At 69.0% G+C, this 25,093-nt stretch carries 23 protein-coding genes; 6 read left to right on the forward strand and 17 right to left on the reverse strand.

The features are described from left to right. Positions 1 to 18 precede the first annotated feature (18 nt). On the forward strand, positions 19 to 756 hold the full coding sequence (locus ACQPYH_RS20380) for an SDR family oxidoreductase (RefSeq protein WP_432893585.1): 738 nt from the start codon (positions 19 to 21) through the stop codon (positions 754 to 756). On the opposite strand, the gene ACQPYH_RS20385 is transcribed toward ACQPYH_RS20380, so the two are convergent. The 9 genes from ACQPYH_RS20385 to ACQPYH_RS20425 form a co-directional block, all read right to left on the reverse strand. After that, a complete protein-coding gene (locus ACQPYH_RS20385) occupies positions 753 to 3,512 on the reverse strand; it encodes a helix-turn-helix transcriptional regulator (protein WP_432893587.1) in 2,760 nt (919 codons plus the stop codon). The two genes, ACQPYH_RS20380 and ACQPYH_RS20385, sit on opposite strands and share 4 nt — an antisense overlap. 98 nt (positions 3,513 to 3,610) lie before the next feature. Next, positions 3,611 to 4,282 (reverse strand): urease accessory protein UreD, encoded by a 672-nt coding sequence (locus ACQPYH_RS20390; RefSeq protein WP_432893590.1) that lies wholly within the window; start codon positions 4,280 to 4,282, stop codon positions 3,611 to 3,613. After that, positions 4,266 to 5,000 (reverse strand): urease accessory protein UreG, encoded by a 735-nt coding sequence (gene ureG, locus ACQPYH_RS20395; RefSeq protein ID WP_432893592.1) that lies wholly within the window; start codon positions 4,998 to 5,000, stop codon positions 4,266 to 4,268. The genes ACQPYH_RS20390 and ureG overlap by 17 nt, the downstream gene beginning before the upstream one ends. Further along, positions 4,993 to 5,805 carry an urease accessory protein UreF gene (locus ACQPYH_RS20400; protein WP_432893595.1) on the reverse strand — a complete coding sequence of 271 codons (813 nt, stop codon included), beginning with the start codon at positions 5,803 to 5,805 and terminating at the stop codon, positions 4,993 to 4,995. The genes ureG and ACQPYH_RS20400 overlap by 8 nt, the downstream gene beginning before the upstream one ends. Further along, complete coding sequence (locus tag ACQPYH_RS20405; protein WP_432893598.1) at positions 5,805 to 7,508, reverse strand: urease subunit alpha; 1,704 nt, start codon at positions 7,506 to 7,508, stop codon at positions 5,805 to 5,807. The genes ACQPYH_RS20400 and ACQPYH_RS20405 overlap by 1 nt, the downstream gene beginning before the upstream one ends. 167 nt (positions 7,509 to 7,675) lie before the next feature. Beyond that, positions 7,676 to 8,038, reverse strand: coding sequence for an urease subunit beta (gene ureB, locus ACQPYH_RS20410; protein ID WP_432893601.1), 363 nt, complete (start codon positions 8,036 to 8,038; stop codon positions 7,676 to 7,678). Between the two features lie 11 nt (positions 8,039 to 8,049). Next, a complete protein-coding gene (locus tag ACQPYH_RS20415) occupies positions 8,050 to 8,352 on the reverse strand; it encodes an urease subunit gamma (RefSeq protein WP_432893604.1) in 303 nt (100 codons plus the stop codon). Further along, entirely contained in the window at positions 8,349 to 9,998 is a 1,650-nt protein-coding gene (locus tag ACQPYH_RS20420; RefSeq protein WP_432893607.1) for a purine-cytosine permease family protein, read from the reverse strand. The genes ACQPYH_RS20415 and ACQPYH_RS20420 overlap by 4 nt, the downstream gene beginning before the upstream one ends. Before the next feature lie 102 nt (positions 9,999 to 10,100). Then, a complete protein-coding gene (locus tag ACQPYH_RS20425) occupies positions 10,101 to 10,496 on the reverse strand; it encodes a MarR family winged helix-turn-helix transcriptional regulator (RefSeq protein ID WP_432893609.1) in 396 nt (131 codons plus the stop codon). A 101-nt stretch (positions 10,497 to 10,597) separates the two neighbouring features. Here ACQPYH_RS20425 and ACQPYH_RS20430 point away from each other — a divergent pair, with 101 nt between their 5' ends. After that, on the forward strand, positions 10,598 to 11,662 hold the full coding sequence (locus ACQPYH_RS20430; RefSeq protein WP_432893612.1) for a substrate-binding domain-containing protein: 1,065 nt from the start codon (positions 10,598 to 10,600) through the stop codon (positions 11,660 to 11,662). Here the strand turns inward: ACQPYH_RS20430 and ACQPYH_RS20435 are convergent. After that, the gene (locus tag ACQPYH_RS20435; protein ID WP_432893615.1) at positions 11,659 to 13,728 is read right to left on the reverse strand and encodes a glycoside hydrolase family 2 protein; all 2,070 of its coding nucleotides are present in this window, start codon (positions 13,726 to 13,728) and stop codon (positions 11,659 to 11,661) included. The two genes, ACQPYH_RS20430 and ACQPYH_RS20435, sit on opposite strands and share 4 nt — an antisense overlap. Positions 13,729 to 13,779: 51 nt before the next feature. Between ACQPYH_RS20435 and lhgO the strand changes: the two genes are divergently transcribed. Together lhgO and ACQPYH_RS20445 are read left to right on the forward strand one after the other, a co-directional pair. Continuing rightward, positions 13,780 to 14,976 (forward strand): L-2-hydroxyglutarate oxidase, encoded by a 1,197-nt coding sequence (gene lhgO, locus ACQPYH_RS20440; protein ID WP_432893618.1) that lies wholly within the window; start codon positions 13,780 to 13,782, stop codon positions 14,974 to 14,976. 51 nt (positions 14,977 to 15,027) lie between these two features. Then, positions 15,028 to 15,846 (forward strand): amino acid-binding protein, encoded by an 819-nt coding sequence (locus ACQPYH_RS20445; protein WP_432893621.1) that lies wholly within the window; start codon positions 15,028 to 15,030, stop codon positions 15,844 to 15,846. Here the strand turns inward: ACQPYH_RS20445 and ACQPYH_RS20450 are convergent. From ACQPYH_RS20450 to ACQPYH_RS20460, 3 genes are read right to left on the reverse strand one after another with little or no spacing between them, the layout of a single operon-like run. After that, the gene (locus tag ACQPYH_RS20450) at positions 15,843 to 17,027 is read right to left on the reverse strand and encodes an acetate/propionate family kinase (RefSeq protein WP_432893624.1); all 1,185 of its coding nucleotides are present in this window, start codon (positions 17,025 to 17,027) and stop codon (positions 15,843 to 15,845) included. The two genes, ACQPYH_RS20445 and ACQPYH_RS20450, sit on opposite strands and share 4 nt — an antisense overlap. Further along, positions 17,024 to 19,099: a phosphate acetyltransferase gene (gene pta, locus ACQPYH_RS20455; RefSeq protein WP_432893627.1), complete on the reverse strand. Its 2,076-nt coding sequence runs from the start codon at positions 19,097 to 19,099 to the stop codon at positions 17,024 to 17,026. Before pta ends, ACQPYH_RS20450 begins: the two co-directional genes overlap by 4 nt. Before the next feature lie 12 nt (positions 19,100 to 19,111). Continuing rightward, positions 19,112 to 19,717, reverse strand: a complete 606-nt coding sequence (locus ACQPYH_RS20460; RefSeq protein WP_432893630.1) for a TetR/AcrR family transcriptional regulator — start codon at positions 19,715 to 19,717, stop codon at positions 19,112 to 19,114. 90 nt (positions 19,718 to 19,807) lie between these two features. On the opposite strand from ACQPYH_RS20460, the gene ACQPYH_RS20465 reads away from it, so the two are divergent. Further along, positions 19,808 to 20,596 carry an SDR family NAD(P)-dependent oxidoreductase gene (locus tag ACQPYH_RS20465; RefSeq protein ID WP_432893633.1) on the forward strand — a complete coding sequence of 263 codons (789 nt, stop codon included), beginning with the start codon at positions 19,808 to 19,810 and terminating at the stop codon, positions 20,594 to 20,596. On the opposite strand, the gene ACQPYH_RS20470 is transcribed toward ACQPYH_RS20465, so the two are convergent. The 3 genes from ACQPYH_RS20470 to ACQPYH_RS20480 all read right to left on the reverse strand — a co-directional run bounded on the left by ACQPYH_RS20470 (position 20,593) and on the right by ACQPYH_RS20480 (position 22,447). After that, positions 20,593 to 20,982, reverse strand: coding sequence for a VOC family protein (locus tag ACQPYH_RS20470; RefSeq protein WP_432893636.1), 390 nt, complete (start codon positions 20,980 to 20,982; stop codon positions 20,593 to 20,595). The two genes, ACQPYH_RS20465 and ACQPYH_RS20470, sit on opposite strands and share 4 nt — an antisense overlap. A gap of 62 nt (positions 20,983 to 21,044) precedes the next feature. Next, entirely contained in the window at positions 21,045 to 21,779 is a 735-nt protein-coding gene (locus ACQPYH_RS20475; protein WP_432893639.1) for a helix-turn-helix transcriptional regulator, read from the reverse strand. 41 nt (positions 21,780 to 21,820) lie between these two features. After that, positions 21,821 to 22,447 (reverse strand): VOC family protein, encoded by a 627-nt coding sequence (locus ACQPYH_RS20480; protein WP_432893642.1) that lies wholly within the window; start codon positions 22,445 to 22,447, stop codon positions 21,821 to 21,823. 126 nt (positions 22,448 to 22,573) lie between these two features. Between ACQPYH_RS20480 and ACQPYH_RS20485 the strand changes: the two genes are divergently transcribed. Further along, positions 22,574 to 24,286, forward strand: coding sequence for a cation:proton antiporter (locus tag ACQPYH_RS20485; protein ID WP_432893645.1), 1,713 nt, complete (start codon positions 22,574 to 22,576; stop codon positions 24,284 to 24,286). Here the strand turns inward: ACQPYH_RS20485 and ACQPYH_RS20490 are convergent. Beyond that, the gene (locus ACQPYH_RS20490) at positions 24,283 to 25,020 is read right to left on the reverse strand and encodes a dienelactone hydrolase family protein (protein WP_432893648.1); all 738 of its coding nucleotides are present in this window, start codon (positions 25,018 to 25,020) and stop codon (positions 24,283 to 24,285) included. The two genes, ACQPYH_RS20485 and ACQPYH_RS20490, sit on opposite strands and share 4 nt — an antisense overlap. Positions 25,021 to 25,093: the final 73 nt, after the last annotated feature.

Below are 25,093 nucleotides of genomic sequence, written 5' to 3' on the forward strand. Positions count from 1 at the left end.
TCGACTGAGGAGAGCACGATGACTGAGCCAACGACGAGTCTCGCCGATCAGGTCGTGGTGGTGATGGGCGGCAGCGCGGGCATCGGGTTGGAGACCGCGAGGCTGGCGCGTGCGGCCGGCGCGCGGGTCATCATCACCGGACGGGATCGTGAGCGGCTCGAGAAGGCTGCTGCCGAGGTCGGCGCCGAGAGCGCGCTGGCGCTCAACCTGGATGATTCCGCGGACGTCGAGCGGGTGTTCGGCGAGCTGCCCGAGCAGCTCGACCACCTTCTGATCGGGGGGAGCGGTCCGTTCTACGCGCCGCTCGCCGAGCTCGATCTGGAGGAGGCGGAGCGGTTCATCAGCCAGCATCTGGTCGGCTCGTTGCGAATCGCGCGGTTGTGCGTCGGCAGGGTTCGTGCGGGCGGTTCGCTGACGTTCATCAGCGGTACAGGCGCGCGGCGGCCGGGAGTCGGGCTGATGCTCGCCGGCATCGCGACGGCCGCGCAGTCCGCGATCGTCGCGAACGCAGCCGTCGAGATCGCCCCGATCCGGGTCAACACAGTCGCCGCGGGCTTCGTCGACACACCGCTCTCGGCCCGGCTGCTCGGCGATCAGCTCGAGGAACGTCGCGCGCAGCTACGTGCCACGCTGCCGATCGCGCGAGTCGTCGGCCCGGAGGACGTGGCCGCGCTGGTCGTCCACCTGATGACGAACACGGCGCTGACCGGGGCGACGTACGACGTCGATGGGGGACAGCAGCTGATCCCGGGTTAGCCGGCCTCGGGGAGTGCATCGCGGAGTTGGCGGCGGGAGCTGATCGAGAGCTTGTCGAAGATCTTCCGGAGATGCCACTCGACCGTGCGCGGGCTGAGGAACAGGCGGGTGCCGACCTCGGGATTCGACAGGCCGTCTCGGACGAGCAAGGCGATCTGGCGTTCCTGCGGGGTCAGCTCGTCGCCCGCGGTCGAGGCGGTCGCGCGTCGGCGTACTGTCTCGCCAGTCGCTTGCAGCTCGCGACGTGCTCGGTCGGCGAAGGCGGTCATGCCGATCTCGGAGAACATCTCGTACGCCGTCCGCAGCTCGGTCCGGGCGTCGCCGCGACGCGTCTGCCGACGCAGCCATTCGCCGTACAGCAGGTGGGTGCGGGCGAGGTCCGGGCGCAGTCTGGTGCCGTTCAGCTGCTCGATCGCTTCGAGATACGCCTTCTCCTCCTTGTGGACCAGCCCGCGGGCACGGGCCTCGAGGCCGAGTCCCCACGGTTCGTTGGTGCCGCGTGTCTTCTCCTGCAGGCGGGCGAGTGCGGCGGCCGCCTCGTGCGGGTGCCCGCTGTGTGCGGCGGCCTCGATCTGCTCGCTCAGCGCCCAGAAGGAGACGAACAGCTCGGGTGTGTCCTCGGCGGCGAGAGTTGCCCAGGGCAACGCTTCGTCGTGGTGACCGAGTCCGTTCAGTACGACGGACTTCGCCCAGCGCGCGTACTGCGCCGCCGTACCCTGGCCCTCGGCCGTCGTCCTTGCGATGGTGTCGTCGATCAGCGGGAACGCGTCGTCCGGGCGTCCTTGGAGCGCGGCCAGCACGAGCGCGCCGTACGGGCCGATGTGGGTGCCGGTGGCCTCGCGTACGGCGTCTGCCTCGGCGCGGAGCGAGGTCGCTTCGGCGAAGTCGCCCGCCATCGCGAACACCTGCCCGAGCACGTTGACGCCAACCGCGAGTACTGCGAGGGCGCCGGCGCCTCGCGCTGTCTCCACCTGCCGGATGGACGCGGCCAGGCAGGCTTCAAAGTCCCACGCGGTCGCGGCCGCAGCCGTAGCCAGCCATCCCCAGCGCAGAATCTCCTCGGCCGAAACGTCCCCGTCGCCGAATGCGACCGCAGCCCGCTTGAGCAACGGCACCGCCTCATCGCGCCCGGCTGCGAACAACGAGGCGAACCCATCCAGCATCACGTCAGAACTGCGCTCGGGCGGGTCAGGGCGCGGGGCGGCCATTGCGGCTTGGGAGACCTCGCGGAGGCCGGTGCCTGCCGCCAACTGGCCGGCGAAGAGCGCGGCGCTCCAGGCATCGAGGTACGTGTCACGGGCCAGGCGGGCGTCGAGGGGCTCGAGCGTTCGGGCGGCACGCAGCAGGAGGCCCGGCGCGTCACGGCCGCGTTGTTGGGCGAAGGCTGCCTCGGCGCGGAGCAGGTCGATCCTTGCGCGCCCGAGGTCGTCGAGCTGGCCCGCTTCCGCCGTCGCGAGCAGCTCCCACGCGGTCCGGAACGCGCCGGCCTGCACGCTCGCCTGGGCTCCGGCGAGTGCGCGCTCGGTACGGCGTACCGGGTCACGCGTCAGCGCGACCGCCCGCTGCAGGAACGCCGCAGCCGCCGCGAACCCGCCGCGTGCCTGCGCCCGATCGGCCGACCGCTCCAACTCCACGGCAACGGCCTCGTCCGGCCCGGTCGCGGCCGCGGCCAGATGCCAGGCCCGCCGATCAGGATCAGTGACCGAATCCGTCGCCCCCGCCAGAGCCAGGTGTACGGCGCGACGCTCCGTCGCAGACGCCGACCCGTACAAAGCCGACCGCACCAGGGGATGGCGAAACGTCACCCGCTCACCCAGGCTCAACAGGCCGTCGATCTCGGCGAACGCAGCATCGATCCCGAGCTGATCGGCGGCCCGGCGTACCAGGACCGGATCGCCCACCGGCTCGGCCGCGGCGACAAGCAGCAGGCGTCGCGTCGGCGGCGGCAGCGCATCGGCCTGCCGCAGGAAGCTCTGCTCGATCCGCCCCGGCAACCCCTGCCCGCCCAGCAGCCCGAACCCGGCCGCCAACTGGGTCGCCGTCAGCCCTCGAGGTAACTGCAGCAACGCCAAGGGATTGCCACCGGTCTCGGCCACAATGCGATCCCGGATCGGAGCGTCCAGCAGGAACTCGACCGCCGAACCTAGCAGCGCGCGCGCCTCGTCGTCCGGCAGGCCGTCGATCTCGAGCTCCGGAAGACCGTTGAGCTCCACGCCGACCTCGCGCGCGCCGAACAGCAGACCGACCGCCTCGTTCCCGATCCGGCGGGCGACGAACCCGAGCGTCTGGGCGGTCGCAGTGTCGAGCCACTGCGCGTCGTCGACGACCACGAGCACGGGCTGTTCGGAGGCGAGGTCCGAGATCAGGCTGAGTACGGCGAGCCCGACCATGAACCGATCCGGCGCCGGCCCGGGAGCCATGCCGAACACCGTGGCGAGCGCCCGCCGCTGCGGCTCAGGGATCCGCTCCATCCGGTCGAGCAACGGCATACACAGCTGGTGCAGAGCCGCGAACACCAGCTCCATCTCCGACTGGACGCCGACCGCACGCAGCAGCCGCAGGTCAGGCGTGGAATCGGTGGCGTAGTTCAGCAGCGCGGTCTTCCCGACACCAGCCTCTCCGCGTACGACGAGCACCTGGCTGCCACCGTTGCGGACGTCGGCGAGTAGCTGATCGAGTACGGCGCGTTCGGACCGGCGCCCGAGCAGCGCCGTCGGCTGTGTTCGTCCCGCCTCTGCTCCGCCGCCATGCTCCACCGTCCGTCCGCCCTCCCAGCGGTGGGACCACGACGAACTTTCGGTACGCCGCAGTTGCCGAACCGATCCAGCCTAAGTCCGCGGAGCCCCGCTGACCATCACACAGGCGTCTGGATGAGATCGCTCTCGTGCTGTTCCTGGACCAGTTGCCGCCTGATCGAGCCGGTGCCTTCGAGCTGGAGCGTGTGCGGCGTTTCCGGCAGGCGGAAGCCGAGAGTGGTAACGGTGTCGAGGCATCGGGCCGGGCCGAGGATCGCCCAGCCGCTGCGCGCCTCGGGGGAGAGGTCGAGGTCTTCGGCGAGGAGGAGGTCGTCGTCGAGCCAGGCGCGGGTCGCCGTACGGAGTGTGCCGCCGACCTCGCCGTACCGTCCGAGGACGAGGGACTCGCGCAGTTGGGCGGTACAGGTGGGCTCGAGGCGTGCGGTCAGGGTGCGGGTGACGTCGGCGCCGGCGGAGACGACGAACGGTTCGGCGTACCACTGGAGGCTGGCACCGTCGGTCAGACGGATGTCGACGTCCCAGCGGGCGGAGCCGCCGCGCATCGCGTACGCGACAGTGCCGGCCGTCTCTACGATCTCGAGCCTGGTGGGACCGGAGACGGCGATCTCGATGCGTACTTCGTCGCCTGCGAGCAAGAGCGCACCCGCTGCGACGAGGGCGACGCGGACCACGCCTGGCGGACTGTGCAGCCGCCGCGGCGACAGGTGGTCGGTCGTCAGCAGGCAGCGGTCGCGGACCGGGTCGGCTGTGACGTCAATGCGTGTGGACATGGGTGATCACGCTGCCGTCCTCGCCGACATGAGAGTGCGGCGCCATCGGACCGGGGTCGACCGGGGTGTGATCGCCGGTGCTCACTTGGGTCGTCATGTTCCGGACCCACTCCTTGAGCCTGGCGACCGAGGCCGGATCCTTCCGGGAGAGCGCGAGGACGGGCTTGCCGTCGCGGGCAGCCTCGGCGTCCTTCACCATGTGGTCGACGTCCACCTCGACGTACGGCGCGAGGTCGGTCTTGTTGACGACGAGCAGATCCGCCCGTGCGATCCCCGGTCCGCCCTTGCGCGCGACGTCACCGCCGCCGGCGACGTCGAGGACGAAGATCTGCGCGTCGACGAGCGCGGGGGAGAAGGTCGCGGTCAGGTTGTCGCCGCCGGACTCGACGAGTACGACGTCCAGCGGGGCGAAGTCGCGCTCGAGGTCCTCGACGGCGATCAGGTTCGGCGTGACGTCGTCGCGGATCGCGGTGTGCGGGCAGGCGCCGGTCTCGACGGCGCGGATCCGGTCCGGATCGAGTACGCCGGCCGAGCGCAGCAGGCGGGCGTCCTCGTCGGTGTAGATGTCGTTTGTGATCACGCCCAGGCGGAGCTCGTCGGCGAGTTCGCGGCAGATCGTCGCGATGAGTGAGCTCTTACCGGTGCCGACCGGGCCGGCGACACCGAGCCGGAAGGAGCGGGTCTCAGGCGTCGCAGGCGTCTCAGGCGTCTCAGGCATGGAACAACCTCATTCTCTCGGTCACGTGGTTCTGCGCGTGGATGTCGATGAGTGGGGCGGCGTTGGCGGGGATCTTGTCGACGTCGGTCAGCGGCGCGACGTCGGCGACGAGCTCTTCGATGTCGTCGTGAAGTGCGGCGAGCCAGGTCGCGGCCTCGGCCGGGTCCACTGGCAGCAGCTTCAACGACGCAGACACGACAGTCTGCGCATCGTCATACGCCACAACCCGAGCCAACTGCTCGGCCGACAATCCAGTCACCGCCGCCACCACCCCCATCACGATCGGCCGAGCGATCTCCCCATCCGCCGGCAGATGCTCCCCAACCCCCGGCCAAACCCGCCCCGCCAACCGCAACAACAACCGCCCCTGCCGCCGCACCGCCCCCCGAACCGCCTGACTACTTGTCCGAGCCGCCCAAGCCCTCTCGACCACCCCCACCTCACCGCCGCCGACTCGTGGATCGAGGTCGCCACCGTCCTCGTCGAGTCGTGACTGGCGGTCGTGATTTCGGGACCATGCTTCACGACTCGGCGAACCCGACCCGGACCAATCGACACGACTCGGCGGTTCGGGGTGTCGGGCGGCGGCGAGGACGACATGTCGGGTGACAACAGCGACGGCCGCATCGACCCGGGCGACGGTGCGGAGGCGGTCGCGAGCGTACGTTGCCACGTCAGCCAGTTGCTTGCCGTCAGCACCCAATCCGGCGCGTACGGCGGGCTCGAGACCGGCCGACTGGGTGTGTCCACCGGTGGGCAAGCGCCCGTCGGCGAGCATGAGCGCGACCAACTCCGCCGTACCCATCAGAACATCGCGTACAACTGGGCGAGCGGAAGCACCTCCGCCGGCGACGGCTCGACAAGCTCTCCGTCGACCTCGATGGCGAACGTCTCCGGGTCGATCCCGATGCTCGGCAGCGCGCTGTTGTTCTTCATGTCAGCCTTACCGATCTCCCGTGTCGGCCGTACGCCGAGCAGCCGCCGGCGCAACTGCAGCCGTTCAGCCAGCCCGTCCTCGAGCGCGGCGGGGGAGACGAACGTGTACGACAGATCCGCGCCGATCGCGTCGCCGAACGCCGGCCGCATCAGCACCGGCTGCGGCGTCGGGATCGATGCATTCGGGTCGCCGAGTGCGGCCCACGCGATCGCGCCGCCCTTGATCACCAGGCTCGGGCGGACGCCGAAGTACCGCGGCTCCCAGAGCGTGAGGTCCGCGAGCTTGCCCGCCTCCACCGAGCCGACCTCATGGTCGATGCCGTGGGCAACAGCCGGGTTAATGGTGTACTTCGCGACGTACCGGCGGACCCGTTCGTTGTCGGCGGGAAGGTCGCCGGCGAGGGCGCCGCGGCGGTGCTTCATCACGTGCGCGACCTGCCAGGTGCGGGTGATAACCTCGCCGATCCGGCCCATCGCCTGCGCGTCCGACGAGGTGATCGAGAGCGCGCCGAGGTCGTGCAGGATGTCCTCGGCCGCGATCGTGGTGGCCCGGATCCGCGACTCGGCGAACGCGAGGTCCTCCGGTACGTCCGGGCTGAGGTGGTGGCAAACCATCAGCATGTCGAGGTGCTCGGCGACGGTGTTCACGGTGTGCGGCAGGGTCGGGTTGGTGGATCCGGGGATCACGTGCGGGTACGCCGCGATCGAGAGGATGTCCGGCGCGTGCCCACCACCCGCGCCCTCGACGTGGAACGCGTGGATCGACCGGCCGGCGATCGCGCCGAGCGTCGACTCGACGTACCCGGCCTCGTTCAGGCTGTCCGCATGCAGCGCGACCTGCAGGCCCCACTCATCCGCGGCCCGCAGTGCGGAGTCGATCGCTGCCGGCGTCGAACCCCAGTCCTCGTGGACCTTGTAGCCGGCCGCACCTGCAAGCGCCTGCTCGGCGAGCGCCTCCGCGCTGACCGTGTTGCCCTTGCCGAGCAGGAGGATGTTGAGCGGTACGTCGTCCAGTGCGCGATGCATCTGCTCCAGGTGCCACGCGCCGGGGGTGACCGTGGTCGCCTTGGAACCCTCGCTCGGCCCGGTCCCGCCGCCGACGATCGTGGTGATCCCGGTCGCGAGGGCCTCGTGCAATTGTGAAGGCGACAGCAGGTGGACGTGCGAGTCGATCGCGCCGGCGGTGAGGATGCGCCCCTCGCCCGCGATCACGTCGGTGGACGGGCCGATGCAGAGGTCCGGGTGTACGCCGTCCGCGATGTCCGGATTCCCGGCACGACCCAGCGCGACGATGCGCCCGTCCCGGATCCCGACGTCGGCCCGCACAATGCCCCACCAGTCCACCACAAGCACGTTGGTAATCACCGTGTCCGGCGCCCCATCAGCCCGCGTCGTCGTACCTTGCCCCATCGACTCCCGAACCGACTTCCCACCCCCGAACACCACCTCCTCACCGCCAACGGTGAAGTCCCGCTCAACCTCCACCCACAAGTCCGTATCCCCCAACCGAACCTGATCCCCAACCGTCGGCCCATACAACGCGGCATACGCCGCCCGCGAAATCTCAACCACGATCCACCTCGCCGGAGGAAGTCGGTCCTGCCTGGATCCCGGCCACCCAGCGGTGGCCTTCCCGCGCCAGACTCACCTCGCTAGACACTCCGGGCTCACCCCGCCAGGAGGTCGCTGGGGGTCCCTCGAGCGGTCCGTGACATGCGGCGTACGCCGCGCGCGAGCTTTCAGACATCGCGCTTCACCTGAATCCCCGGCACACGCCGATTGCCCCTCAACGCCACCAGATCCACCTCGCGCGACGCCCCAGGCTCGAACCGTTGCGAGGTCCCCGACGGTACGTCGAGACGGAACCCCCGTGCGGCCTCCCGATCGAACGCGAGCGCGGCATTGGCATCGGGCAGATGCAGATGCGACCCGATCTGGATCGGCCGGTCGCCGGTGTTCACGATCACCAGCCGCAGGCGCTCAGCGTCCGCGCGGTCGGCGTTCAGGCGGATGGTGCCCGGCGCGACACGAATTGCACCAGGTGCGGCCGAGCGAGCCGCCGCCCCCTGTCCTTCCGTGCTAAGTCTATCGGCGTCAGCCATGGGATCTGCCTTCAGATGATCGGGTTGTGGATAGTCACGAGCTTCCGGCCGTCCGGGAACGTTGCCTCGACCTGGACGTCGTGCAGCATTTCGGCCACGCCCGGCATCACCTGATCGCGAGTGAGCACAAGACGTCCGCTCTCCATGAGGTCGGCGACGCGGGCGCCCTCACGTGCACGCTCGATCACCCACGTGCTCAGCAACGCCACCGTCTCCGGGTGGTTCAGCAGGACCCCCCGCGCCAGCCGGTCGCGAGCGACCATGCCGGCCACGGAGAGCAGCAGCTTCTCGACATCAGCTGGAGTGAAGTTCACGATGGCAACGGTAGGACGTGGTCGGAGAGCTTGTCTGTGCTGAGGCATAGGGAGCAGACGGCGGCGGCGTGGGTTTGGCAGGCGGTCATGTCGGGGCGTTCGTAGTCCTGGCGGCAGACGTGGCAGGTGAGTACTTCGCCGGACGGGTTGCCGTGTTCGTCGTACATGGGGAGGTCGAGGCCGTCGTCGGGGCGGCGGAGGTAGTACTTGCCGCGGGTGATGATGGCGAGGACGGGCGGCAGGACCAGAGCCAGCCCGATCGCGACCAGTGGTGAGTAGGGCTTGATCGTGTCGCCCAGGCCGCCGAAGAAGACCAGGATGGACACGCCTGCGGCCGCGGCCATCGAGACGAAGCCGACCGGGTTGACGGCGTACAGCATGCCGCGGCGGAATTCCGGTGCCTTGGGCGACAGCTTCAGCAGGTACTTGTTGAAGACGATGTCGGAGGCAACGACCACGATCCACGCCATCCCGCAGTTCGCGTAGAAGCCGAGGATGGTGTTGAGGAAGTCGAACATGTTCGCCTCCATCAGCACCAGCGCGATCACCAGGTTGAACCCGAGGAACACGAGCCGGCCGGGGTAGTGCCTGGTCAGCCGCGTGTACGAATTCGTCCAGGCGAGCGACCCGGAGTACGCGTTGGTCACGTTGATCTTCACCTGGCTGATGACGACGAGTACGACGGCCAGCGTCATCGCGAGCCACCCGGGCAGGAAGCCGCGGTAGATCTCCAGGAACTGGTGCACCGGCTGGTTCGCAATCGCCGTACCGCCATCGACCTGGGCGATGATGTAGACGGCAAGGAACAGCCCGATGACCTGCTTCAGCGCGCCGAAGATCACCCAGCCCGGACCGGCGAGCAGTACGGCGGTCCACCAGCGGCGCGAGTTCTCGGGCGTCTTCGGCGGCATGAACCGCAGGTAGTCGATCTGCTCCGCGATCTGCGCGATCAACGACAGACACACGCCGGCTGCGAGCAGCATCGAGCCGAAGTCGGCGTCCGGACCGTAGTCGAAGAACGTCGACACGGACGACGGGTGCGAGACGAGCAGGTAGCAGAACGGCAGCACCATCAGGATCAGCCACAGCGGTGTCGTCCACACCTGCAGCGTCGACAACACCTTCATCCCGTAGATCACCAGCGGGAAGATCACCAGCGTGGACACGGCGTACCCGAGCCAGAGCGGCACGTGCAGCCCGAGTTGCAGGCCCTGCGCCATGATCGAGCCTTCGAGCGCGAAGAAGATGAACGTGAACGACGCGAAGATCACGTTGGTCACGACCGAGCCGTAGTACCCGAAGCCGCTGCCACGCGTGATCAGGTCGAGGTCGATGTTGTACCGCGCGGCGTAGTACGCGAGCGGCAGGCCGGTCGCGAAGATGACCACCGCGAAGATCGCGATACCCCACAGTGCGTTGGTCGTCCCGTACGAGATGCCGATGTTCGCGCCGATCGCGAAGTCGGCGAGGTACGCGATCCCGCCGAGGGCCGAGACGGCGACGACACCGGTGGACCACTTGCGGTAGCTGCGCGGCGCGAACCGGAGGGTGTAGTCCTCCAACGTCTCGCGGGTCGCGGTGTTCTGACTCGGAGGAGTGGGGCTGCCGTGAACAAGCGGGGGTTCGAGCGAGGGTTCAACAGTCATGGCGGAACTCCTGCGGCACCTTCGGGCGAGCGGTGCTTCCGGCGTACCGGCGACGCTGCCGGCGGGGATGCACCCGAATGGAAGGAACCTAGGAACGGCGTGTTACCTGCGTGTTGCCGATCCGCTACGTTCGTGTATTTCCATCTGGAAGTAATCCGGGAGTTCGGCCTCGAGAGCGTGCTGGGCGGTGCCGAGGCGGTCGGCGACGGTCGCGCCGACGGGGGAGAGGGCGGTGACGATCCGCCGCTTGTCGTCGGGGTGCACGCGGCGCAGGACGAGTCCGCGCTCGACCAGCTTGTCGACGTGCCGGGTCAGGCTCGCGGCCGGCAGTACGGCGGACTCCGCGAGCAGCGACATCGGCTGACCGGGCTCCTCGTGCAGCGCGGCCATGATCCGCCACTGCTCGATCGTCAGCCCGAACTCGTCGAGCAGCGGCTGCAGACCGAGCTCGATCTCCCGCTCGACCCGCTTCAGCAGCAGGAGCAGGCTCGACGCCATCCGCACCCCCTCCTCGGTTCAGGTGCTGGGAAATATAGCCGTTCGCTCGAAGTTCCGCCTCCGATTCGTTCACACTGGTCGCGCCCGTACGGCGATGGTCGGTGGACGAGGAGGTGATCGTGCGGCGTTCCGACGTACTGCCGATCGCCTTCGTGGTGCCGCTGCAGGGGCCGACCGGGCTCTACGGGCCGTCGTGCCTCGCGTGCGGTGAGCTTGCCGTCGAGCAGTTGAACGCGCGCAACGGCATTGCTGGTCGCCGGGTCGAGTTGGTTCAGGTCGATGCCGGGCGTCCGCCCGAGGTGGTTGCCGAAGAGGTCGGGCGGCTGGTCGATTCCGGGCGGGTCGAGGCGGTGGCCGGGTGGCACATCTCCGCCGTACGCGTGGCGCTGACGCGACGGATCGGCGGGCGGGTCGTCTACGCGTTCGCAGCGATGCACGAGGGCGGCGACGATACGCCTGGGGTGTTCATGCTCGGCGAGCGGCCGGTCAACCAGTTGCTGCCGGCGGCGGAGTGGCTTCGTGAACATCAGGGCGCTCGCCGATGGGTTGTCGTCGGCAACGACTACGTGTATCCGCGGGTGACCGGATCCGTTGCGGAGGAGGCCTTGGACATCGTCGAGTCGGCTTATGTTGCCCTCGGCACCTCCGACTTCACCGACGTGATCAACGGGCTCAAGGCAACCAAAGCCGACGGCGTCATCATGTTGCTGATGGGGCAGGACGCGGTCCACTTCAACCGTCAGTTCGCCCGCGCCGGTCTGAGCGAGGATCTTCTCCGCCTCAGCACCGCGATCGAGGAGAACACGCTGCTCGGCGCCGGGCCCGGCGCGAACCACGGTGTCTACGCGGCCGCGGCGTACTTCGATGGGCTGTCGACCGTGGAGAGCAACGAGTTCGCCCAGCAGTACTACACCCGCTACGGCGCCTTCGCCCCGGCCCTGAACGCAGTCGGTGAATCCTGCTACGAGGCCATCCACTTCCTCGCCCGCCTAGGCGAGATCGCAGGTTCCGTCGAGATGTCGGCTGCCCTTCCCACCGGCCATTTCTACGACAGCCCCCGCGGCCTCCTCCGCCTCGACGGCAACCTCGTCGACCAAGACGTATACCTCGCCGCCGCCGACGGTCTCGAGTTCCGGATCGAGGAGCAGATCGCTCGCAGCGGCTAAGGAGTTGCTGTCAGGGTAATCGTGGCGGTGCCTAGGGTGGGGTGGTGGGCGGTGAGGTGGATTGGGCCGGGGTGGGTCGCGCGGAGCCAGAGCGCGGTGGCGCCGCCGTTCGACTCGAGGGAGAAGGTGGCGTCGCCGACCAGTTGCGCGGGACCGTCTAGTTGGAAGGTGACCTGGCCCGTTGCCGACGGGCGGATGTTGCCATGCAGGTCCGTTGCGCGGAGGACGACGCGGGTCATGTCGGTGCCGTCGGCGACGATCTCGTTGTCGTCGGCAACCAGGTCCAGACGGTCCTTGGTTCGGTCGGACGAGAAGTACCTGGTGATCACGCGCCGATCGCCCAGGAAGCCCTCAATACGCAGATCCTCGTCCAGCGAGAGGTGGACGAAGGAGGGTGGGTAGGGGAGCGCGCCGAAGCGGGCGGTGTCGGGGTGGACTGTGGCGACGCGTACGTCGTTCACGAACACCTCCAGGCGGTCGCAGTTGGAGCAGATCATCAGCTCGTCGTCGAGGGGCGCGTCCCAGTGGAAGGCGGGCGCGATGACGGGTCGCCGTACTGGATCGATCTGGGCCTGGTAGATCGCGGCGCCAAGTTTCGGGATGCGGAAGGTGTCCGCCACCCCGTTGCACTTCAGGGAATGGTCGACGTACCCGTTGCAGGAGTCGTAGTCGAAGGCCTGCCAGGCGAGCACGCCCAGGTAACCGTCGTCGGCTGCGGCCTGGGCATGGACCTGCGCGTGCAGGAACGCCTGCCGAGCCTGGATCTCCTGCGGGTCGGTCCGGCGGTAGAAATGCGGTCCGGTCAGCGCGCCGATCGCCTCGGTGACGAGATACGGGATGTCAGGCAACGGCGGGAGCAGCCTCGCACCGGCGGAGTCGTTGGCGTAGTCGTTGTAGCTGAACACGTCCTGGTCGAAGTCGACCGTCGAGTACTCCGACGCGAGCATCGCCCCGCTCGTCGCCCGGTCCGGATCGAGCCTCTTGGCGACCTCCTGCGTACGGCGGTACAGCTCCGGCTGATTCGCGGACTCGTTGACGCGGACGCCCCAGATCACGACCGACGGGCGATTGCGGTCGCGGCGGATCATCCGCTTCACGTCGTCCACGACCAGGTCCTGCCACGCGGCGTCGCCGACGTACTGCCAGCCGGGGATCTCCTCGAAGACGAGCAGCCCGAACTCGTCACACGCGTCGAGGAACGCCGGCGACTGCGGATAGTGCGCGCAGCGGACCATCGTGCAGTTGAACTCTTCCCGCAGGATCTGGGCGTCCCGCCGCTGCACCCGATCCGGCATCGCCATCCCGGTCCACGGGAAGATCTGGTGCCGGTTGAGCCCGAACAGTTCCAGCCGCGAGCCGTTCAGGTAGAACCCGTCCAGCTCGAACCGCGCCTCCCGGAACCCGATCCGCACCGTCCGCTCGGCGCCCGTCTCGAGGCGCGCCACGACGTCGTACAGCACAGGGGAGTCCGGCGACCAGAGCTCAACGTCCGAGAGACCGGTCAACGACGTCCCACTAGCAATCACCCGACCGTCACGAGCACGCAGTTCGAGCATCACCACCCCGTCGTACGGCCCGTCAACCACACAGGTCACCTCCACCCGACGAGCCGCCGGATCGAGTACGTCGACCGGTCGCGCGTAGACATCCGCAATGAACGTCGCAGGCTCGAAGCGCACCGAGACGGACCGTGTCAGCCCGCCCGGCTGGAAGTAATCCACCGCCCCGGAACCGTCCGGATGACCGTTCGGCGGCACCGGCAACCACCGCGAGTCCACCTCGATCTCGACGAGGTTGGTCCCCGGCCGCACCAACTCCGTCACCTCGTGCGAGAACGGCAGATACCCGCCCCGCTGAGCCCCCGCCACGACGCCGTTCACGGAGACCGAGGCCGCGTGCAGCGCCCCATCCACGTCCACAAACACCCGCCGTACGTCGGCCGGCGCCTCGAACTCCCGCCGATACGACCACCGCCGCTCCCAGGTGGACGCATCCCAGTCCCGCCAGGACAGCGGCACCGTCGTATGCGGGAGACTGACCGGTATGGAGCCCTCGAACATCCACATGATCCGAGGTTATCGATGTATTTCTGACCGCCCGAGCGACCTCTCTACACCGTGACGAGATCAGCGGTGGTGGTCGGTGGCGGCATTGTCGGACTGGCGGTGGCGCGTGCCCTGCAGCAGCGCGATCCCGGTACGCCGGTCGTCGTGCTCGAGAAGGAGTCGTCCGTCGCCGCGCATCAGACCGGGAACAACTCGGGCGTCGTGCACTCCGGCCTGTACTACCGGCCCGGCTCGCTCAAGGCGCGCTTTGCCGTCGAGGGCGGGGCGGCGCTGAAGGAGTACTGCGAGGAGAAGGGCATCCCGCTCGACGTACCCGGGAAGCTGGTCGTCGCCACGACCGAGGCCGAGCTGCCGCAGCTCGATCGCCTGTTCGGGATCGGCCAGGAGAACGGCGTACCGGTCCGGCGACTGACCCTCGAAGAGGTAGCCGAGCGTGAACCGCACCTGCGCGTGAAGGGCGCCCTGGCCGTCGACTCGACCGGCCGTGTGGACTTCAAGCTGGTCGCCGCAGCCTTGGCCGACGACATCAGGGCCGCCGGCGGCGAGATCCGTACCGGGATCTCCGTGACCTCGGTCGAGAACGCCGGTTCCATCGCACGGGTGCGGACGACGGACGAGGTGATCGAGGCCGATCGGGTCGCCGTCTGCGCCGGTCTGCACAGTGACCGCCTGGCGCGCGCCTGCGGGCTCGAGCCGGGCGTGCGCATCCTCCCGTTCCGCGGCGAGTTCAGCGAGATCGTTCCCGAGCGCGACTTCCTCGTGAAGGGCCTGGTCTACCCGGTGCCCGACCCCGACCTGCCGTTCCTCGGCGTCCACCTGACCCGCGGCATCGACGGCGGCGTCCACGTCGGCCCGAACGCCGTACCCGCGCTGTCCCGCGAGGGCTACAAGTGGTCGAAGATCGCCCCGAAGGATGTGTGGGAGGCCGCGACCTACCGAGGCACCTGGCGCCTGGCCCGCCGGTATGCGCGGACCGGTGCGAAGGAGATCGTCCGCTCGCTGACCGGCCGAGCCCTCGTCCGCGAGGCCCGCCGCATGCTCCCGGAGCTCGAGGTCAAGGACGTACGCCGCTCCGGCGCCGGCGTCCGCGCCCAGGCCGTCACCCGCGACGGCAAACTCGTCGATGATTTCCTGTTCCTCCGCGACGGCCGCGCCCTGCACGTCCTCAACGCACCTTCACCCGCCGCAACAGCCTGCCTCGTCATCGGCAACCGCATCGCCGAGGAGCTCTCCGCGGACAGGGCCTGAACGTCATATCGGGGCAACAGCAGGGCAACGTCCAGCAGCGAGGCTGGTGGCATGGATTCCTTGCGTACGACGCTCACGGGCGGCACAGCCTGTGACGTGTGTGGGCGGCTGCCTCATCCCCGGCGGCTGCGACTGACGCTGGCAAAGCTCGTGGCGGTGGCTCCGGCGGAGCTCGCCCTGCATGCGGTGGTTCTCGCCGCGCATCCGCCGTACCTGGTGTCGGTCGCCGTCCTCGCGAGCGTGACGACGGCGCTGGTCATCTGGGTGATCGAGCCGTCCGCGATGCGGCTGCTGCGCTCTTGGCTGCACGCCCCGACGGTTCGTCCGCGGCAGGGTGCCGAGACGCTGTGGCGGATCCGCGTGACGCTCGATGATCGGGCCGGATCGCTGGAACGGCTGACCCACCGCCTCGCCGAATTGGAGGCCAACATCCTCGGTCTGCACGTCCATCCGATCGCAGACGGAGTACGTGACGAGCTTGTCGTCTCGACGCCCGACTCGGTCGGTGCGGGCGACCTGGAAGCGGTCGTCGAGGCGGGCGGCGGCCGGGCGGTGCATGTCTGGCCGACAACGGCGTTGGCGCTGGTCGACGGCCAGACCAAGGCGCTGAGTCTGTCCGCTCGGGTTGTCGCGGATCCGGCCGAGCTTCCGCACGCGGTAGCCGAGTTGCTCGGCGCTCAGCTGGTCACCGACCGAGCCACCTTGGCAGCACAGCTGCCTGGCGACGTACTGAAGGTGCCGTCGCCGTGGACGGGGCTGTTCGCCTTCAACCGGCCAGGCGAGCCCTTCACTCCTGCCGAGTCCGCCCGGGCACATCGGCTCGCCGAGCTTGCCGAGGCGGCTCTCAGCCTGGCGCCCGCGAGTCGCTAGCCGCGCACTACTTCCAGCGCCTCGCGGGCGATCTGCCATTCCTCGTTGGTCGGGATGACGAGGACGGCGACCGGGCTGTCGTCGGTGGAGGCGAACGTTTCGGACCTGGCGTTGCGGTCGGCGTCGAGGTGGATGCCGAAGGCCCGCAATCCGTCGACCGCGGCGGCTCGGACCTCGGCTGAATGCTGGCCGACCCCGGCGGTGAAGACGATCGCGTCGACGGTCCCCAGTACGGCGTAGTACGCGCCGATGTACTTCTTGATCCGCTGGCAGTAGATGTCGAATGCGAGCTGAGCCCGCTCGTCACCGGCTGCTCGTCGTCGGGAGATCTCGCGGAAGTCGTTCGCACCGGTCAGGCCCTTGAGGCCGGACTCCGAGTTCAAAGCGCGATCGGTCTCCTCGGCGGAGCGGTCTGCGACCCTGGCCAGCAGACCGTGAATCGCCGGGTCGAGGTCGCCCGAGCGGGTGCCCATCACGAGACCCTCCAGCGGCGTGAGACCCATCGACGTGTCCACCGACTGCCCGCCGCGGATCGCCGCGGCGGAGCAACCGTTGCCCAGGTGCAGCACGATCACGTTGACCTCGTCCGGCGAGCGACCGAGCAGCCGCGCCGCCTCGGCCGACACGAACGAGTGCGACGTACCGTGAAACCCGTACCGGCGGATCCCGTACTTCTCCTGCCACTCATAAGGCACCGCGTAGGTATAGGCGTACGGCGGCAGCGTCTGGTGGAACGCGGTGTCGAACACGGCGACATGCGGCAGATCCGGCAGCAACCGCCGCGCGACCTTGATGCCCTCGAGGTTGGCCGGATTGTGCAGCGGAGCGAGCGGCACCAGGTCGGTCACGGCCGCGATCAGCTCGTCGTCAACCAGCGCCGGCGCCGCGAACCGATCGCCGCCATGCACGACCCGATGCCCGACCGCGACGATGTCCACGTCGGCAAGCGCCGGCCCCTGTGTCTCGAACGCCCGGACGGCGGCCTCGAGCGCGGCCTCGTGGTTCGCGATCGGCTTGTCGTCGTTGAACTCGCCATCAGGCCCGTGATGCACGTGGTGGCTGCGTTCCTCACCGATCTGCTCGACGAGCCCCGTCGCGGCGGCCTCGCCCGACTTCGAGTCGACCAGGCTGTACTTGAGCGAGGACGATCCCGCGTTGATCACCAGCACGTGATCACTCACCGCACACCACCCTGCTGCGCCTGGATCGCAGTGATCGCGACCGTGTTGATGATGTCCCGCACGGTGGCCCCTCGCGACAGATCGTTGACCGGTTTGCGTAACCCTTGCAGGACCGGGCCGACCGCGACCGCGTTGGCCGAGCGCTGTACCGCCTTGTACGTGTTGTTGCCGGTGTTGAGGTCCGGGAAGATGAAGACCGTCGCGCGGCCGGCGACGGGGGAGTCCGGCAGCTTGGTGCGGGCGACGGCGCTGTCGATCGCGGCGTCGTACTGGATCGGTCCCTCGACCGGCAGTTGCGGCATCCGGTCACGGACGATATTCGTTGCCTTCGACACCTTTTCGACGTCGGTCCCCGTGCCGGAGCTGCCGGTGGAGTACGACAGCATCGCGACCCGCGCCTCGACGCCGAACGCGACCGCGGTCTCGGCGGACGAGATCGCGATGTCCGCGAGCTGTTCGGCGTTCGGATCCGGGTTCACCGCGCAGTCGCCGTACACGAGGACGCGGTCCTGCAGGCACATGAAGAACACCGACGAGACGACCGACGTGTCCGGCACGGTCTTGACCACCTCGAGCGCCGGCCGGATCGTGTGCGCGGTGGTGTGGACGGCGCCCGAGACCATCCCGTCCGCGAGTCCCAGCTGGACCATCATCGTGCCGAAGTACGACACGTCCCGGACCAGCTCGCGCGCCCGGTCGAGGTCGACGCCGCGATGCTGCCGCAGCCGGTGGTACTCCGCCGCGAACCGCTCGGTCAGCTCGCTGTGCTCCGGATCTACGACGGTCGCCGCGGACACGTCCACGCCGAGCGACGCGGCCTTCGCGCTGATCGTGGTCGCATCGCCGAGCAGCGTGAGGTCGGCGACACCGCGCCGCAGCAGCACGTCGGCCGCCCGCAGGATCCGCTCCTCCTCGCCCTCCGGCAGCACGATGTGCCGCCGGTCGGAGACGGCGCGATCGACCAGTTGGTGCTCGAACATCAGCGGTGTCACCGCACTGCTCCGCGCGAGCGCGAGCTGGTCGAGCAGCGCCTGCCCGTCGACGTACTGGTCGAAGAGCGCGAGTGCGGTGTCGATCTTGCGCGGCGCGTCCTTGGTCAGCCGGCCGCGGACCGCGGTGAGCTTGGTCGAGACGGCCTGCGTACCGAGGTCGGTCTCGATGATCGGCAGCGTGACGCCAAGCCCCTCGATCAGGCGTTGCACCTGCGGCGGCAGCTCGAACCCGCCGTTGAGGATGACCGTCGAGATCTGCGGGAAGTTGCGGGACGCATGCGCCATCAGTACGCCGAGGACGACCTCCGGCCGGTCGCCCGCCGTCACGACCGCGGCGCCCTCGAACAACCGGTCGAGCACGTTCGGCATGGTCATGCCGGCGATCATCAAGCCGGTGACCTCGCGGTTCAGCAACTGCGGGTCGCCGCTCACGAGCCGGCCGTCGATCGGGGCCAGCAGGTCGGCGATCAGCGGCTGGTTGAGCAGCGGCTCCTCCGGAATCGCGAACACCGGAGCGCCGACGCCGTCCAGCGCGGCGACGAGCGGTTCTCCGTCGCTCACACGGTTGACGATCACCGCGAACAGCGAGCCGTGATTCGCAGCGAGCTCAGCCGCGGCCAGATCGGCGATCGTGCGTACGTCGTGCGGCGTACGGGTGAAGCCGTTGAGCACCAGCAGGACCGGCGCCCCGAGGTTGGCCGCGATCTTGGCGTTGAACGAGAACTCGGTCGGGGTGCCGACGTCGGTGTAGTCGCTGCCCACGACAACCACCGCATCGGCGTGCTCGGCGACCGCGCGGTACCGCTGCACGATCGTGTCGAGCGCGGCGTCCGGGTCGTGGTGCACCTCTTCGTACGTGACCCCGACGCCGTCGTCGTACGAGTGCGTGACCGCATCCTGCGAGATCAGGAGGTCGAGCACGTAGTCACGACCGCCGTGGGTCGCAGTATCCGCGCGAACGATCGGCCGGAACACCGCCACCCGCCCGACCCGCCGCGACAGCTGATGAAGCACTCCGAGAGCCACCGTCGACTTCCCGGTCGTGCCCTCGACCGATGCGACGTACACGCTGCTGCCCATGGGTGAACCCTACTAACGGGTCAAGGCGTGCAGATGGTCGATCATCGTGTCGACGGCGATCCGCAGCGGCGCGGGATCACGACGTACCTGGCTCAGCAGCAGGCCGCCTTGCACGGCCGCCAGCATCGCGACCGCGAGGTCGGCCGGGTCCGCGTCCGCGGCGAGTTCGCCACGCTCCTGCATCTGGACGAGGCCGTCGCGGATCAGCCCCTCCCACTGTTCGAAGGCGCCGGCGAGCTGGATCCGGGCGACCGGGTCGCTCTCGGACAGATCGCTGGCCAGCGAACCGAGCGGGCAGCCGCCGGCACACTGCACGTCGGTCAGGATGCCGACCATCAGATCCCGCCAGTTCGTGAGGGAGTCGATGCTGTCGAGGCTGCCCAGGCCGCTGTGCTGGATCTCGAGGACCTGCGTGGTCTGCTGCTCGATGACCGCCGACACCAGCGCGTCCTTGCCGGGGAAGTAGTGGTAGAGCTGCGACGGGCTGACGCCGGCGGCGGCCTGGATGTCCTCGATCGTGGTGCGGGCGACGCCCTGCTCGATCATCAGCCGTGCCGCGGCCGCGACGATCCGGTCGCGGGTCGCCTGGCCCTTCCTCGTCAGTCGCTGTGTCGTCACGTGTCCACGGTAGCGATTTTGGAGTTGATACTCCAATTTGCCTGGCGAACTATTGGAGCAATCACTCCAACAAGTGGATGGGGAACGGATATGACGCAGGACTTCGCCGGCCGGACCGCGCTCGTGACCGGCGGCAACAGCGGTATCGGCCGGGCCGTGGCCGACCGGCTCGCACGACGTGGCGCGCACGTCGTGATCAGCGGGCGGGACGTCGCGCGCGGTACGAAGGCAGTCGAGGAGATCCGGGCGGACGGCGGTACGGCGGACTTCGTCCGGGCCGACCTGGCCCAGCTGGAGGACGTGCGGTCGCTGGCGAAGCAGGCGATCGAGCTCGGCGGCGGGCACGTCGACGTACTGGTCAACAACGCCGGGATCTTCCCGTTCGGGCCGACGGCCGAGGTGGCGGAGAGCGACTTCGACGCGGTGTACGCCGTGAACGTGCGCGCGCCGTTCTACCTGGTCGCCGAGCTCGCCCCGTTGATGGCGGCCCGGGGATCCGGCGCGATCGTCAATGTCACGACGATGGTGGCGTACTTCGGCATGGCGGGCATGGCGGCGTACGGCTCGAGCAAGGCGGCCGTGGAGTTGCTGACGAGGGCCTGGGCGGCCGAGTTCGGTGCGGCTGGTGTCCGGGTGAACGCCGTCAGCCCCGGACCGACGCGCACTGAAGGCACCGCCGTGATGGGCGACAACCTCGACGGTCTGGCCGGAACGACCCCGCTGCAGCGAGTGGGCCGGCCGGAAGAGGTTGCCGCCGGCATCGTCTTCCTGGCCTCCGACGAAGCATCGCTGATCCACGGCGCGACGCTCCCGGTCGACGGCGGACGCCTGGCGGTCTTGACAGACCGCCAGGCCTGGCTTCACCCCGCCTGGCGCTAGGCGGCGGGTGGGGTGAAGATGCCGAACTGGTTGCCGGACGGGTCGCGGAGGTAGGCGAAGGCGGGGGTGCCGGGGGCGGGGTCGGTGTTCTTGCTGATGAGCGTGCCGCCGAGTTGTTCCGCCTGGGCGCAGGTGGCTTCGAGGTCGGCGACGAGGATGTAGAAGACGGCGTGGTTCGGCAGTTGGCCGCCCGTACCGAAGATGCCGCCCATCGGCTGCTGTGCGCCGGCGGCGGTGATGTTGCGGTAGTCCAGGCCGCCCGAGGTGAGGCTGCCGGACGACTCGAACGTCCAGTCGAACAGGTTGCCGTAGAACTTCTGCGCACCGTCCGGGTCGTCGCTCGCGACCTCGAACCAGGCCAGCGTGCCGGCGGCGGGATTCGTCATGGGATCTCTCCTTCGTCGAACTGTTTCGGTAGAGCCCACGGTTTCAGCGGTTCGCGACAGCCCTATGTCGGAGTTGGAAAAAGATCCTCGGGATGCAGGGCGACGGCCGGCAGTTTGGTCTCGAAGCCGTCGACGTGCAGGTCGCCGGTCGCCTGCGGTCGGTGCGGCAGTATCGGCGTGCGCTCGGCCTTCGTGATGCGGTCCATCCGGAAGACCCGGTCCTCCCGGCGTAGATGGCACCAGGCCGTCAGGTAGGAGCCCTTCGGACCGACGACCCAGTGTTGAGGCTCGACCTCGCGGACGGTTTCCACACCGTCGCCATCGGTGTAGAAGATCCGCAGCACCTGGTTGTCGCGTACGGCGCGCCAGATCTGCTCGGCGACGTCGCCGTCCGGATCAGGTGTCGGCCGGATCAGCAGCCGGATCTTCGCTGCCGCGGTGCGCGCCTCGTCGAGGGCATGCTTCGGCATGGCGGCGACAATCTTCTGCAGCGCCGTCCGGGAGTCACGGGCGAACAGCACGTGGTCGCTGCCGCTCAGGGCGACAGCGACAGCCATCGCCTCACGCGCGGTGAAGTTGAGCGGCGGCAGGCTCATCGCCCGATCCACGCTGTACCCGCCCGTGCGGCCCTGCTTCGTTGCCAGCGGTACCCCGGCCTGACCGAGCGCGCTCAGATCGCGCTCGATCGTCCTGACGCTGACCTCGAAACGGGCCGCCAGCTGCCGCGCCGTACGTCCTCTCGGCCCTGCTGCCCGTAGTTCCTCGGCGAGGGCGTACAGCCGATCGATCCGGTTCATAAGGGCAGGCTAGGGACCTCCATGGACACTTCTCGTGTCAGCTACTGCGGAAGCTCGGTGCCGGTGCCTTCCGCGAACATGTAGGCGGCGTACCACGCTGGCCAGTTCGCGTCCGCTTCACCGGTGCGGGCCTCGTGCTCGCCGTGGGCGGCGGCTGCGCGCGTCAGAGCGGCCTCGAGGTCCTGGACCGTCATGTACGTCGTCTCCTCGACCCGCCCGGGCAGTCGCGTCGTGACCTCCTGCAGCAGCCAGGTGTTGCCGTCGGGGTCGCTGAACGTCGCGAACGAGCTGTAGCTCGCGCTCTCGTCCGCAGGCCCGTCCACCCGCCCGTTCCCGTCCGTGACCTCGAACTGCGCACCGGGCGCGCCCGGGTGGAAGACCTCGCTGACCTTGGCGCCGTGCGCGAGCAGGTCCGACCGTGCCGCCTCGACGTCGGTGACAACCAGGTAGAGCCCCTGCGCCGTACCGGGGGCGGCCGAGGTGATGTTCGTGCCGAACTGGACCGAGGCCGGCGAGCCCGGCGGCGTGAACTGGACGACGCGGAACCCGTTGTCGAACGCGAAGTCGGCGTCGAGCCGCCACCCGAGCCCGGTGTAGAACTCCTTCGACCGGTCGGTGTCCGCAACCGGGATGACGACGGCCTCGAGCTTCAGGTCGGTGTTGCTCATGTCTTCCTCCAGAGATGTTCTTGATTCGTTGACGCCTAATCTGCCGCCTGAGGACCGCGATGACACCAGTGAGAATCACTGGTCATTACCCTGGCGAGCCGGTCGCGGGATCTAGACTGCCGTCGCGTGGACCACCAGTTCGTTCTGATTGCCGGTGCGGGGCTCGCGATCATGATCGCGGCGTCGGTGTTCGCGCGGCGGACCGGGGTGGCGGCGCCGTTGCTGCTGGTCGCGCTGGGGATCGGCGCGAGCTACCTGCCGAGTACGCCGGCGATCCACCTCGAGCCCGAGATCATCCTCGCGGGCGTCCTCCCGCCGCTGCTCTATGCGTCGGCGGTCCAGCTACCGGTTCTCGACGTACGGCGGAACGTCGCGCTGATCTCGTGGTTGTCGGTCGTGATGGTGATCGTGTCCGCGCTGGCGATCGGGGCGCTGGTGCACGCGTTGTTCCCGAGCATCTCGTTCGCGCTGGCGACCGCGCTCGGCGCCGTGGTCAGCCCGACCGACGCGGTCGCGGCGACGGCGATCGGGCACCGGGCCGGGCTGCCGCCACGCCTGATGACCGTGCTCGAAGGTGAGAGTCTCGTCAACGACGCGTCGGCGCTCGTCGTTCTGCGTACGGCGGTCGCCGCGCTCGCCGTGACGACGCACTTCAGCCTCGGCGACACGATCCTCGACTTCGCCTGGGCGGTCGTCGGCGCGGTGCTGATCGGGCTGGTTGTCGGTCTGCTCACGGCTCTGTTGCGCCAGCGGCTCGACGATCCGGTGCTGAACACGACGATCTCGTTCGCCGTACCGTTCCTCGCGTACTTCCCGGCCGAGGAGGTGGGCGCTTCCGGCGTACTCGCCGTGGTGATGGCCGGTCTGCTGACCGGCGCGGTGGGGAGCCGGAGGTTCAGCGCGCGGGACCGGCAGACGCAGGCGACCACGTGGACGACGATCAGCTTCATCCTGGAGAGCGGCGTCTTCCTTGCGATGGGTTACCAGCTGCCGGAACTCGTCAACGACGCGCGTGCGGAGACGACGGTCGGTGAGATCACGGCGCTCGTGCTGCTGGTGGTCGGTCTGCTGATTGCGTTGCGGTTCCTCGGGTTGGCGTGGCCCGCGCTGCAGTTCCGGTTCGGGTCGAGCAATCGGACCGAGCAGACCCGGGCCAAGCTGAGCCAGTTCGAGGAACACCTGGACGCGATGGAGCCGTCGGGGGAGCGGGAGGAGAACCGGCTCGCCTGGGCCCGCAAACGGCTGGCCCGCGGCCAGGCGGACGCGGACTTCGAGGAGCGGGAGCCGATCACTGGTCGCGGCATGCTCGTGCTCGCCTGGGCCGGGATGCGCGGAGTCGTCACGGTCGCCGCTGCCCAGACCATTCCGGCCGGTACGCCGCACCGCGCGACCGTCGTACTCGCCGCGTTCATCGTCGCGCTGATCACGCTCGTGGGCTTCGGGCTCACGCTGCCCGCGGTGATCGCGCGGATGCGGTTCCGCCCGGAGAGCGCCGAGGAGAAGCGCGACTCCGTGACGGCGCTGATGCGGCAGATCGGCGAGGCGGCGATCGACGCACTCGGACCGCTGGAGGAGCAGACCGTCGACGGCGAACCGCTCGATCCGGAGGCGGTCAGCGCGCTGAAGGAACGGATCGTGCCCCGGCTGGTGTCCGGGAGCCGGCAGCTCCGGGACACCAAACCGGACACGCGCGAACAGATGGCCGTCCTGCAGCGGCGGTACCTGGACGCGATGCGGGAGGCCCTCGAGGCGGAGCGGAGTATCGGCGCCTACAGCTCAGACGCCTACCGCTTCGTCGAAGGCTTCCTCGACACCTTCGAGCAACGCTTCACCGCCTAACGCAGGTGACGAGTGAAGAACCGCACCATGCTGTCGGCCTCGAAGCGCGGCACCTCTTTGTGAGCGCCCGCGTTGGCGTGCAGGCTCTTCTCCGTTGACGCGAACGCGTCGAACAACGCCATCCCGGATTGCCTCGGGATGTGCTGGTCGTCCCATTGCAGCGCGAACTCGACCGGCACCTTGATCCGACGGGCATGCTCGGCGAGCGTCTCGTCGTACCAGAAGATGCCGAACACCGCGGCGGTGATCCGCGGATCGACAGCCGTCAGCGGTATGCCGATGGCCGTGCCCATGTTGAGGCCGAAGTACCCGAACGGGCCGGCGATCCCGGGGAGCTGCTCGAGCGCGTCGAGGGTTGCCTGCCATTCGGGTACGGCGCGCTCGGCCAGGTGCAGGTTGTACGGGACCACGATCGGGCCGACCGGTTCGCCGACCTCCATCGCGTGCTGCATCGCGACGGTTTCACGCTCGTCTCGCGCTGTCCGCGGCCGGTCGCCGTGGCCGGGTGCGTCGATCGACACGGCGTGGAATCCGGCTGCGGTGAGCAACTGAGCCCGGCCGACCATCGGGGCGGCCTTGCTGTCGCGCCCGCCGCCGTGGCCGAGGAGGACCAAGGGAGCCTGGCCGACGCCTGCGGGTGACCAGAGCATGCCGTGGACGTCGCCGAGGGTGAACTCGCGTTCGAGGACGCCGTTCGTGGTGGCGGTGCTGATGAACTGCAAAGAAGTAGTCATGATCGTGCCTTTCCAGGAGTGCCTACGTGTTGGCGCTCCTGGCGACACCTACTTCGGTCGCCGCTCCGTGACG

Source organism: Kribbella sp. CA-245084 (assembly GCF_050942355.1).
Lineage (GTDB): Bacteria > Actinomycetota > Actinomycetes > Propionibacteriales > Kribbellaceae > Kribbella.